10 protein-coding genes are annotated in these 11,764 nt (G+C 65.8%); all 10 read left to right on the top strand.

Annotated elements, in window-relative coordinates; all coding sequences use genetic code 11:
• Position 1: 1 nt before the first annotated feature.
• From IOC82_RS05265 to IOC82_RS05220, 10 genes are read left to right on the top strand one after another with little or no spacing between them, the layout of a single operon-like run.
• Positions 2 to 1,456, top strand: coding sequence for a UDP-N-acetylmuramoyl-L-alanyl-D-glutamate--2,6-diaminopimelate ligase (locus IOC82_RS05265; protein WP_290545133.1), 1,455 nt, complete (start codon positions 2 to 4; stop codon positions 1,454 to 1,456).
• Positions 1,449 to 2,873 (top strand): UDP-N-acetylmuramoylalanyl-D-glutamyl-2,6-diaminopimelate--D-alanyl-D-alanine ligase, encoded by a 1,425-nt coding sequence (locus IOC82_RS05260; protein WP_290545132.1) that lies wholly within the window; start codon positions 1,449 to 1,451, stop codon positions 2,871 to 2,873. Before IOC82_RS05265 ends, IOC82_RS05260 begins: the two co-directional genes overlap by 8 nt.
• Positions 2,873 to 3,961, top strand: a complete 1,089-nt coding sequence (gene mraY / locus IOC82_RS05255; RefSeq protein ID WP_290545131.1) for a phospho-N-acetylmuramoyl-pentapeptide-transferase — start codon at positions 2,873 to 2,875, stop codon at positions 3,959 to 3,961. The genes IOC82_RS05260 and mraY overlap by 1 nt, the downstream gene beginning before the upstream one ends.
• A gap of 3 nt (positions 3,962 to 3,964) precedes the next feature.
• Complete coding sequence (gene murD / locus IOC82_RS05250; RefSeq protein WP_290545130.1) at positions 3,965 to 5,386, top strand: UDP-N-acetylmuramoyl-L-alanine--D-glutamate ligase; 1,422 nt, start codon at positions 3,965 to 3,967, stop codon at positions 5,384 to 5,386.
• Positions 5,370 to 6,515 carry a putative lipid II flippase FtsW gene (gene ftsW / locus IOC82_RS05245; protein WP_290545129.1) on the top strand — a complete coding sequence of 382 codons (1,146 nt, stop codon included), beginning with the start codon at positions 5,370 to 5,372 and terminating at the stop codon, positions 6,513 to 6,515. Before murD ends, ftsW begins: the two co-directional genes overlap by 17 nt.
• Positions 6,515 to 7,603 (top strand): undecaprenyldiphospho-muramoylpentapeptide beta-N-acetylglucosaminyltransferase, encoded by a 1,089-nt coding sequence (gene murG, locus IOC82_RS05240; protein ID WP_290545128.1) that lies wholly within the window; start codon positions 6,515 to 6,517, stop codon positions 7,601 to 7,603. Before ftsW ends, murG begins: the two co-directional genes overlap by 1 nt.
• A 4-nt stretch (positions 7,604 to 7,607) precedes the next feature.
• A complete protein-coding gene (gene murC / locus IOC82_RS05235) occupies positions 7,608 to 9,023 on the top strand; it encodes a UDP-N-acetylmuramate--L-alanine ligase (protein WP_290545127.1) in 1,416 nt (471 codons plus the stop codon).
• Positions 9,020 to 9,949 (top strand): UDP-N-acetylmuramate dehydrogenase, encoded by a 930-nt coding sequence (gene murB / locus IOC82_RS05230; RefSeq protein ID WP_290545126.1) that lies wholly within the window; start codon positions 9,020 to 9,022, stop codon positions 9,947 to 9,949. Before murC ends, murB begins: the two co-directional genes overlap by 4 nt.
• Positions 9,946 to 10,878 (top strand): D-alanine--D-alanine ligase, encoded by a 933-nt coding sequence (locus tag IOC82_RS05225; protein WP_290545125.1) that lies wholly within the window; start codon positions 9,946 to 9,948, stop codon positions 10,876 to 10,878. The genes murB and IOC82_RS05225 overlap by 4 nt, the downstream gene beginning before the upstream one ends.
• The gene (locus IOC82_RS05220) at positions 10,875 to 11,729 is read left to right on the top strand and encodes a cell division protein FtsQ/DivIB (protein WP_290545124.1); all 855 of its coding nucleotides are present in this window, start codon (positions 10,875 to 10,877) and stop codon (positions 11,727 to 11,729) included. Before IOC82_RS05225 ends, IOC82_RS05220 begins: the two co-directional genes overlap by 4 nt.
• Positions 11,730 to 11,764: the final 35 nt, after the last annotated feature.

Raw genomic sequence — 11,764 nt, 5'->3', positions numbered from 1 at the left:
GATGCGGCTTTCCCATCTCGTCGCCGGCGATGCTCCGCTTCCGAAAAAGGCAGAGAGCTTGTCCGTTGCAGGCCTCACGGCGGACAGCCGCGCGGTCAAGCCGGGCTTCGTCTTCGCCGCCCTTCCGGGCACGCATGCCGATGGCACGGCATTTATTCCGCAGGCCATTGCGGCGGGCGCCGTGGCCGTGCTGACGGGCGAGGGGGCCGAGGCGCCGTGCGTGCCGCTCATCGTCTCATCCAATCCGCGCCAGCTTTTCGCGCGCATGGCGGCGCGCTTTTATGGCCGCCAGCCGGACACCGTCGTCGCCGTCACCGGAACGAGCGGCAAGACCTCGGTTGCCACCTTCGTGCGCGAGATCTGGACGGCCATGGGCTTCCGCGCCGCGAGCCTCGGCACCGTGGGCCTCGTCTCGCCGTCCGGCGCCATCGAGCTCGAGCACACCACACCCGACGCGATGAAGCTGCAGGAGCTGGCGCACCGGCTTGCGGCTGAAAAGGTGGAGCATCTCGCCATCGAGGCGTCGAGCCATGGCCTCGACCAGCATCGCCTCGACGGCCTGCGCATCGCGGCGGCGGGCTTCACCAATCTCTCGCATGACCATCTCGATTATCATCCGACGGTCGAGGACTACTTCAATGCCAAGATGCGGCTGTTCGAGGAGCTGGTCGCACCGGGTGGCGCTGCGGTGATCAATGTTGATACGCCACGTGGCGAAGAGGCCGCGCGCCGCGCTGCCGCCCATGGGCTCAAGGTGTGGAGCGTGGGCCTCAAGGGCGGGACAATCCGTGTGCTCGGCGTGCGGCGCGAGGCGCGGAGCCAGCACATCACAGTCGCCGTCCATGGCCGGGCCTATGACGTGGACCTGCCGCTGGCCGGCGATTTCCAGGTGTCCAATGCGCTGATCGCCGCCGGTCTCGTGCTTGCCACGGGCGGCGACGAGGCGCAGACGATGCATGCGCTGCAGTCGCTGAAGGGGGCGAAGGGCCGGCTCGAACTCGTCGGGCGCACGGCGGCGGGAGCACCCGTCTTCGTCGATTATGCCCACAAGCCCGATGCGCTGGAGAATGCGCTCGCCTCGCTCCGGCCCTATACGAGGGGCCGTCTCTTCGTGGTGTTCGGCTGCGGCGGCGACCGCGACCGCGCAAAGCGCCCGATCATGGGCGAGATCGCGACGAGGCTCGCCGACAAAGTCTATGTCACGGATGACAATCCGCGGACCGAGGAGCCTGCTTCCATCCGCGCCGCCATCATGGCCGCAGCACCCGGCGCCACCGAGATCGGCAATCGTGCCGCGGCGATCCGCGCGGCGGTCGACGCTTTGCAGGCGGGCGACGTGCTGATCGTCGCCGGCAAGGGCCATGAGGAGGGCCAGAAGATCGGCAAGGAGGTTCTTCCCTTTAGCGACCATGAGGCCGTGAAGGCCGCCATTGCGGGGCGGGATTATCGTGGCTGAGGCGCTGTGGACTATTGACGAACTCCTCGCCGCCACCGGCGGCAGGCTGCATGGCAGCGTGACGGAGCGGCTCACTGCCGTTACCATCGACTCGCGCGCCGTGGGGCAGGGCGACATCTTCGTTGCCATCAAGGGCGGCAAGCACGATGGCCATGACTTCGTCGCCAGTGCGCTCAAGGCCGGCGCGGGGCTGGGCCTCGTGTCGCGAGTGACGCCGGAGATGCTGGCGGCAGGGCCGGTGCTGGAAGTGGCGGACGATCCGCTGCGCGGCCTTGAGAAGATGGGTGTTGCGGCCCGCGCCCGCAGCGAGGCGCAGATCGTCGCCGTCACGGGAAGTGTGGGCAAGACCTCGACCAAGGAAATGCTGCGCACCGCACTTTCCGCATCGGGCGGAACGCATGCTTCCGCGGCTTCCTTCAACAATCACTGGGGCGTGCCGTTGACGCTGGCGCGCTTGCCGCGCAGCGCCGCCTTTGGGGTTTTCGAGATCGGCATGAACCACGCGGGCGAGATCACGCCGCTCGTCGGCATGGTGCGGCCGCATGTGGCAATCATCACGGCGATCGCCGCGAGCCACCTCGGCAATTTCGCCTCCCTCGGCGAGATCGCCGATGCCAAGGCCGAGATCTTCACCGGCATCGTGCAGTGGGGAAGCGCCGTCATCAGCCGCGACACGCCCTATTTCGAGCGGCTCTCGGCTGCGGCCTGGGCCTGCGGCGTGCGGAGCGTGGTCTCCTTCGGCAAGCACCCGGACGCGGATGTGCGGATGGAGCGCGTGGCGCTGCTCCCCGACTGCTGCTGCGTCACGGCCGACGTGATGGGCGAAACCGTGTCCTATAAGCTGGGCCTTCCCGGCGAGCACATGGCGGTGAACAGCCTTGCGGTGCTGGCGACAACCAAGCTGACAGGCGCCGATCTGGCGCGCGCGGCACTGGCGTTGGCCAAGGCTGCGCCGGCCAAGGGCCGCGGCGTGCGCGAGAGACTCTCGATTGCGGGCGGTGAACTGCTGCTGATCGACGAGAGCTACAATGCCAATCCAGCTTCCGTTGCGGCGGCACTCGGGCTTCTGGGCGCGGCGCAGCCGCAGCGCGGCGGACGCCGCATCGCGGTGCTGGGCGACATGCTGGAGTTGGGCGAGCAGAGCCCTGAACTGCACGCCGGATTGCTCGAACCGATGGACGCCGCCAAGGTCGATGTCCTATACGCTGCGGGTCCTCTCATGGCGAATCTCTGGGCGCGTGTGCCTGAAGGCCGACGCGGCGCCTATGCTGAATCCTCCGAAGGATTGCGCGACGTGCTGCTCAAGAGCCTGAAGGCCGGCGACGCTGTGATGATCAAGGGTTCGCTCGGCAGCCGCATGGGGCCGCTGGTGGAGGCGATCCGGGCGGCCCATCCGCCGCTTGTCAAGGAGACCTGATGCTCTTTCTTCTCTTCAGCAGCCTCGCGGATGAGGTGTCGCCCTTCAATGTGTTCCGCTACCAGACGTCGCGGACCGGGCTTGCCATAATCACCGCACTCGTCTTCGTCTTCCTGTTCGGGCCGCGCATCATCTCGCTCCTCAAGGTGAAGCAGGGGCGCGGCCAGCCCATCCGCTCCGACGGGCCGCAGCGCCACATCGTGGAAAAGCAGGGCACGCCGACCATGGGCGGCCTGATGATCCTGTCCGGCATCTTCGTTGGCACGCTGCTGTGGGCGGATCTCCGCAACCTCTATGTCTGGGCCGTGCTGTTCGTCACGCTGGGCTTCGGCGCCATCGGCTTCTACGACGATTACCTGAAGGTCACCAAGGCGACGACCAAGGGCTTCTCCGGCAAGGTGCGGCTCGCGGCTGAATTCGTCATCGCCGGCATCGCGGTCGGCATTTTCATGTGGATCGGCGGCAAGCCGCTCTCGACCTCGCTGGCGGTTCCCTTCTTCAAGGACCTGCTCATCCCCTTCGGCATGTTCTTCATCTTCGTTGGCGTGTTCGTCGTGGTGGGTGCGGGCAATGCGGTGAACATGACGGACGGGCTCGATGGCCTCGCGATCGTTCCGGTGATGATCGCCGCGGCGAGCCTCGGGCTCATCGTCTATCTCGTCGGCAACTACAATTTCTCGAACTATCTCGAATTGCATTTCGTGCGCGGGGCGGGCGAGCTCGCCATCATCTGCGGGGCCATCGTGGGGGCAGGGCTGGGCTTCCTCTGGTTCAATGCGCCGCCCGCGATGATCTTCATGGGCGACACGGGGTCTCTGTCGCTGGGTGGTGCTTTGGGCGCCATTGCGGTGGCGGCCAAGCACGAGATCGTGCTCGGCATCATCGGCGGGCTCTTCGTGCTCGAGACGCTTTCGGTCATCATCCAGGTCGCCTCCTTCAAGATGACGGGCAAGCGCGTCTTCGCCATGGCGCCGCTGCATCACCACTTCGAGCAGAAGGGCTGGAAGGAACCCACCATCGTCATCCGCTTCTGGATCATCGCCATCGTGCTGGCCCTCATCGGGCTTTCGACGCTGAAGCTGAGGTAGGCCTTGTTTCCAGCCGCCACATTCAAGGGCAAGACCGTCGCCGTCTTCGGCCTCGCGCGCTCCGGCACCGCGACGATCGAGGCGCTGCAGCTGGGCGGCGCAACGGTTCATGGCTGGGATGATTCTGCACCTGCGGTCGATAAGGCGAAGGCTGCCGGCCTGCCGGTCAGCAACTTGCACCAGCTCGATTTCGCAACGCTCGATGCCCTCGTGCTGAGCCCCGGCGTGCCGCTCACCCACCCCGAACCGCACTGGACCGTGCTGAAGGCGCGCCATGCCGGGATCGAGGTGATCGGCGACACGGAGATCTTCGCGCGCGAGGCGGCGGCCGCCGGCGCGCGCATCGTCGCCATCACCGGCACCAATGGCAAGTCGACGACGACCGCACTCACCGGCCATGTGTTGAGCGAGGCCGGGCTTGACGTCGATGTCGGCGGCAATATCGGAAAGGCGGTGTTTCTGCTGCGCCAGCCGGTGAAGGGCCGGGTCTATGTTCTCGAGCTCTCCTCCTTCCAGATCGACCTGATGCCGCAACTCGACCCGGAGGTCGGCATTCTCACCAACATCACGCCGGATCATCTCGACCGCCATGGCACGATGGAGAACTATGCCGCGGTGAAAGCGCGCATGTTCGCCCGCCAGCATGAGGGCGATACCGCGCTGTGCGGTGTGGATGACGAGTGGTGCGCGGCAGCCGCCGGGCGTGTCCTTGCCACGGGCGCGGACGTCAGGCGCGTGTCTGTAATGAAGGACCTGATGGACGGCATCACCGCGCATGACGGCGTGCTGCGCGACAAGCGGGCGGGCGCCGTGAAGGCCGAGATCGATCTGCGCGCCATGCCGGCGCTGAAGGGCCGGCACAACTGGCAGAATGCCTGCATGGCCTATGGCGCGGCCACTGCGCTGGGCGTGGACGTCAAGACCATCGCTGCAGCGATGATGAGTTTTCCCGGACTCGCGCACCGCATGCAGCAGGTTGGCCGTGTGGGCGCCATTCCCTTCATCAACGACTCGAAGGCTACCAATGCCGATGCGGCGGAGAAGGCCCTCTCGTCCTTCACCAACATCTACTGGATCGCAGGTGGCATCGCCAAGGCCGGCGGCATCGAACCGTTGAGGCCGCTGTTCGGCAATGTGGCGCGGGCCTATCTGATCGGGCAGGCGGCGAAGTCCTTCTCGGCGGCCATTGGCTCGGCAATTCCTCACGAGGACTGCGGTACTTTGGAAAAGGCCGTCGTTGCCGCACTGCGCGATGCGCAGAAGGACGGGAAGCCCGGTGCGGTGGTGCTGCTGTCGCCCGCCTGCGCCAGCTTCGACCAATATCCCAATTTCGAGGTGCGGGGCGATGCCTTCGTCAAGGCCGTTGCCCAGCTTCCCGGTGTCGAGATGACAATCCCAGGAGATGCCCATGCTGCTCGGACGTAGCGACCGCGGCCTGCTCGCGCGCTGGTGGTTCACCGTGGACCGCGGCCTGATGTTCGCTGTGCTGTTGCTGATGGCTTCGGGCGTGCTCGTGTCCATGGCGGCGAGCCCGCCAGTCGCGGAGCGCATCGGCGCCGATACCTTCCACTTCATCAAGAGCCAGATGTTCTATTTGACTATTGCCGTGCCGGTGCTGGTGACGCTCTCCTTCTTCCCGCCGCGCTATGCCCGCCGGGCGGGCCTGCTGGTGTTCTTCGCGGCGCTGGGGCTTATGGTGGCGGCCCTGTTCTTCGGGCCGGAAATCAAGGGCGCGCATCGCTGGATCAACATCGGGCCCATCAACCTGCAGCCCTCGGAATTCGCCAAGCCGGCCTTCGTCATTGTCGCGGCCTGGTTTCTGGCCGAGCACACGCGGCGGCCGGAAATGCCCGGACAGATCATTGCGCTGTTGTTCGCCGCGGCTTTCATCGGCCTTCTCGTCATCCAGCCAGACTTCGGGCAGACCGCACTCGTCATCCTCACCTTCGGCTCCATGCTTCTGATTTATGGCATCTCGTGGTTCACCGTTCTTGGGCTTGGTGCGCTCGGCGCTGCGGGCGTGTTTGCTGCCTATGAGCTGGTCGACCATGTGCGTTCGCGCATCGACCGCTTCATGAGCCCGGACAAGGGCGACACTTTTCAGGTTGACACCGCGCTGCAGGCCTTCAGGAATGGCGGGCTGATGGGCACCGGCCCCGGCGGGGGCGAGGCGAAGCTGGTGCTGCCCGACGCCCACACCGACTTCACCTTCGCCGTGGTGGGCGAGGAATTCGGTCTCATCGCCTGCCTCATCCTTATGTCACTCTTCGCCTTCGTGGTGCTGAAAATCCTGGTGCGCGCCAGGCAGGAGCCGGACCCGTTTCCGGCGCTGGCGCTCTCCGGCCTCGGCCTGGTCTTCGGCTTCCAGGCCGTCATCAACATGGGTGTTAACGTGGCGCTGCTGCCAGCCAAGGGCATGACGCTGCCCTTCATCTCCTATGGCGGCTCCTCGCTCATGGGCATGGCCTTCGGCATGGGGATTGTGCTGGCCTTGGGCCGCAAGCGTTTCGGCGGGCGCTCGATGGTGCCTGAGCTCAACGTGTCCTACGCCTAATGAGCAGGGGCACTTTCGTCCTTGCGGCCGGCGGCACGGGCGGCCATCTGTTTCCCGCCCAGGCGCTGGCGGAGGAGCTGACCCGGCGCGGCTACACCGTCCATCTGATGACGGATGAGCGGGTGCGGGACTATGGCAAGTCCTTTCCCGCCGCAGAGACGCATGTCGTGCCGTCCGCAACCTTGCCGCTGTCGAAGCCGTGGCTTGTGCCGGGCCGGGCGCTGCGGCTCTATGGCGGCTACCGGGCGGCCCGCGCAATTTTGAAGCGGGTGAAGCCGCTCGCCGTGATCGGCTTCGGCGGCTATCCGTCCTTTCCGCCAATCATGGCGGCGGCGCGGCTGAAGATTCCTTCCTGTGTGCACGACCAGAACGCCGTGATGGGCCGCGCCAATCGCGCGCTTGCCAAATGGGCCGATGCGGTGGCCTCCTCCTTCCCAACGCTGATGGGGCTTCCGCCCGAAGCGAAGTTCAAGCTCGCCTTCACCGGCAACCCGGTGCGCGACATTGCGCTGAATGAGAAGGCTGCGCCCTATCCGGGCTTCGAGACATTCAACCTGCTCGTCTTCGGCGGCAGCCAGGGTGCGCGGTTCTTTGGCGACTTCATGCCCAAGGTCTTCGCGGCGATGACGCCGGAGCAGCGCAAAGGCATTAGGCTCACCCAGCAGGTGCGGGCGGAGAACATGGATGCGGTGTCCGCCGCCTATACTGCGATGAAGCTCGACTGCGAGCTCAATCCGTTCTTCATGGACATGCCCAAGCGCATCGCTAATTCGCATCTGGTGATCTGCCGCTCCGGCGCCTCTACCGTTGCGGAACTGGGCGTTATCGGCCGGCCGGCGGTGATGGTGCCGCTGCCGCATGCGCTGGACAATGACCAGCTGCGCAACGCCGAGAGCTTCGCCCATGAGGGGGCCGGTTGGGTGCATCCACAGGCCTCCCTGGAGCCACAGGGCTTTGCCCAATTTCTGACATCACTGCGCTCTCAACAGGGCCAACTTCAACAGGCGGCGGCGGCGGCGCTGAAGCACGGGAAACCCGATGCGGCACAGCGGCTTGCGGACCTCGCCGAGAAACTCGCAGGGAAATGACCCCATGAAACTTCCGGGTAGTGTCGGCCCCATCCACTTCATCGGCATCGGCGGCATCGGCATGAGCGGCATCGCCGAGGTGATGGCGACGCTGGGCTACAAGGTGCAGGGTTCGGACCTCACCGACAATTACAACGTAGCGCGTCTGAGAAAGAACGGCATCGATGTCCATGTCGGCCACAAGGCGGAGAACCTCGGCGAGGCGCAGGTCGTCGTCGTTTCCTCTGCGGTGAGGGACGATAATCCGGAACTGGTCGAGGCGCGCAACCGCTACCTGCCAATCGTGCGCCGGGCCGAAATGCTGGCCGAGCTGATGCGCTTCAAGTCCTGCGTCGCCGTTGGCGGCACCCATGGCAAGACGACGACCACATCTCTGGTGGCTGCGCTGCTCGATGCGGGCAACCTCGATCCGACGGTGATCAACGGCGGCATCATCAATGCCTATGGCACGAACGCGCGGCTCGGCAAGGGCGACTGGATGGTGGTGGAGTCGGATGAGTCCGACGGCACCTTCGTAAAGCTGCCCGCCGACATTGTGATTGTCACCAACATCGACCCGGAGCACCTCGACCACTACGGCACCTTCGACAAGGCCAAGGAGGCCTTTCTCGCCTTCGTCGAGAACATTCCCTTCTATGGCTTTGCCGTGATGTGCATCGACCATCCGGTGGTGCAGGAGATGATCGGCAAGGTTAGGGACCGCCGCGTCATCACCTATGGCCGCAGCCCCCAGGCCGACGTGCGGCTGAAGGACGTGCGCTACGAGGATGGCGAGACGCGCTTCTCGGTGCGGTTCACCTCCCGCCGCACCGGCGAGACGCACGACATCGATGACCTGAGCCTCGCCATCCCCGGCGACCACAATGCGCTTAACTCCACCGCGGCACTGGCGGTGGCGAAGGAGCTGGGCATTTCGGATGACAACATCCGCAAGGGCTTCAAGAGTTTCTCCGGCGTCAAGCGCCGCTTCACCCGCACCGGCGAGCACAATGGCATCACCGTGTTCGACGATTACGGCCACCACCCGGTGGAGATCGCCGCGGTACTGAAGGCGGCGCGTGGTGTTGCCAAGGGCAAGGTGATCGCGGTGATGCAGCCGCATCGCTTTACGCGCCTCTCCTCTCTGTTCAACGAGTTCTGCACCTGCTTCAACGATGCCGACAGCGTGGTGGTGGCCCCCGTCTATGCGGCGGGCGAGCAGCCGATCGAGGGCGCATCGCATACCGCACTTGCCGAGGGCCTCAAGTCACGCGGGCACCGTTCGGTCTACGCCATCGACAAGCCGGAGCAGCTGGCGCCGCTGGTTCGCGGTATGGCCAGGCCCGGCGACATTGTGATGTGCCTTGGCGCCGGCACCATCACCCAGTGGGCCTATGCGCTGCCGGGCCAACTGGAGGCCTTCGACAAGGCACAGTCGTGACGAAGCTGCACGGTGATGCGCTGCTGACGCGCCTGCCGCAGGCGAGGGGCCGGATCGAGGCCAATGCGCCGCTTGCCGAGCTCACCTGGTTCCGCGCCGGCGGTCCGGCCGAAGTGCTGTTCACGCCGGCCGACGAGGCCGACCTCGCGGCGTTCCTGAAGGCCACGCCGAAGGAGGTGCCGGTCCATGTAATCGGCGTCGGCTCCAACCTGCTGGTGCGTGACGGTGGCGTGCCGGGCGTGGTGATCCGGCTCGGCAAAGGCTTTGCCGGGGTCACGGAGGAGCCGGACTATCGCGTGCGGGCCGGAGCGGCGGCGCTGGACGTGCGCGTGGCGCGTTTCGCGCTGGAGAAAAGTATCGACTCGTTAACCTTTCTGAGAGGTATACCGGGCACGATCGGTGGCGCGCTGCGCATGAATGCCGGGGCCTATGGCGGAGAGACCAAGGACATTCTGATCGAGGCGCGCGCAGTCGACCGGTCAGGGGCCATTCACGTGCTTTCCAACGCGGACATGCAATACACTTACCGCCACTGCGGCGCGCCAGAGGACCTTGTCTTCACGCAGGCGCTGTTCCAGGGCCGTGCGGGTGACCCGGCCGAAATTTCCGCCGCCATGGACAAGATCACGGAAAGCCGCGAGGCGACGCAGCCGATCAAGAGCCGCACGGGCGGCTCCACCTTCAAGAACCCGCAGGGCCACAAGTCCTGGCAGTTGATCGACAAGGCCGGCATGCGCGGCTTCGCGGTGGGGCCCGCCAGGGTGTCCGAGCTTCACTGCAACTTCCTGATCAATGAGGGCGGCGCCACCGCTGCGCAGATCGAGGAGCTAGGCGAGACCGTTCGCGCTAGGGTGAAGGCCACATCCAGCATCGAGCTCGACTGGGAGATCAAGCGCATCGGCCTTAGGCCCGAGGATGCCGCATGAGCCGAGTGCCGTCCAAGACGACGGTCGCCGTGCTTCTCGGAGGCTGGTCTGCCGAGCGTGAGGTGAGCCTCAGCTCCGGCAAGGCCTGCACCGCGGCGCTGGAGCGCGCCGGCTTCAAGGCCGTGCCAATCGATGCGCAGCGCGAGACAATCGTTTCCGAGCTGCAGCGGGTGAAGCCCGACGTTGCCTTCAATGCGCTGCATGGCAAGTGGGGCGAGGACGGCTGCTGCGCGGCGATCCTCGAGACGCTGCAGATTCCCTATACGCATTCGGGTGTGCTGGCCTCCTCACTCGCCATGCACAAGGAAAAGTCGAAGGCGTTGTTCCGCGCTGCCGGCATTCCGGTGGCCGAAAGCATGCTGGTGCCGCTGGAAGAGGTGGCAAAGAGCCATCCGATGAAGCCGCCTTACGTCGTGAAACCCGTGGCGGAAGGTTCCAGCGTGGGTGTCCATATCGTGTGCGAAGGCGCCAACACGCCGGTGACGGCGGTGCTGTCCGAGCGCGCCGTCTTCGGCAGCCATGCCATGGTCGAGCGCTTCATTCCGGGCCGCGAACTCACCTGCGCGGTGGTCGGCGATACGGCGCTGGGCGTGATCGATATCGTGTCCAGAGGCTCCGGCTGGTATGATTACGAGGCCAAATACGCCCCCGGCGGTTCGCAGCACATCCTGCCCGCGCAGATTCCAACGGATGTCTACAAGGCGTGCCGGCACTATGCGCTGGCCGCGCACGATGCACTGGGCTGCCGCGGCGTGTCGCGCACCGATTTCCGCTATGACGACTCGGCGGGCGAGCTGATCGTGCTGGAGGTGAACACTCAGCCCGGCATGACCGGCACATCGCTGGTGCCCGAACTCGCCGCCCATGCGGGCCAGAGCTATGAGGCGCTCGTGACCTGGATGGTCGACGATGCGTCGGTGGACAGATGACGCGGGACGCCGCCGTCTACGCGCGCCGCAGACGCAGCTGGCTCGACCAGGGCGACAGCTTCAAGCTGCGCGTCCTGACGCGCGCCTCCGCGCTGCTCATGCTTGGCGGCGTCATCATGTCCGGCCTCGTCAATGGCGGCCACCTTGCCTACGACGGCAGCCCCTGGCTGCTGCTGCCCGGCAAGGCGGCGGGCATGGCCGGCATGGCCGCTCAGGAGATCACCATCACTGGTCTCGAGCATCATGAGCCGGAAACGCTGCTGTCGGCTATCGGCGTCGAGCCTGGCGGCTCGCTGATGGGCTTCGATGCCATTCAGGCCCGCAACATTCTGCAGAACCTCGACTGGGTGCAGTCAGCCAAGGTGCAGCGGCTGTTTCCCAACCAGCTTGTCGTCGAAGTGAAGGAGCGCGAGCCCTTCGCCATCTGGCAGCGCGGCACGGCTTATTACGTGATCGACAAGGCAGGTGCGGCGATGAGCGGCCTCGAGGCTTCGCAGATGGTTCGCCTGCCGCTGGTGACGGGTGAGGGGGCCAATGCCGCGGCGGCGGAACTCATTAACCAACTTGCAGCCTATCCCGAATTAATGTTGCAGGTGAAGGCGTCGGCCCGCGTCGGCAGCCGGCGCTGGACCCTCTATCTCGATAACGGCATCACGGTGCAGTTGCCGGAAAGAGACTGGCGGCAGGCGATCGCCACGGCGGACCAGCTGAACAAGACGCAGAGGATTCTGGCGCGCGGCATCCGCTCGCTGGACCTTAGGCTTCCGGGCCGGGTGACGGTGGAAGTGGCGGACAGCGCCGCGGCCGGCGCACAGCCCGCAAACAAGAAGACGGTGGCCGGCGCCAATTGACGCAGGCCAAGGTAACGTGAGTTCCGGGGGTTTGG

The organism is Aestuariivirga sp. (genome assembly GCF_020252395.1).
Lineage (GTDB): Bacteria > Pseudomonadota > Alphaproteobacteria > Rhizobiales > Aestuariivirgaceae > Aestuariivirga.
This window is presented reverse-complemented; position numbering and strand designations above follow the sequence as displayed.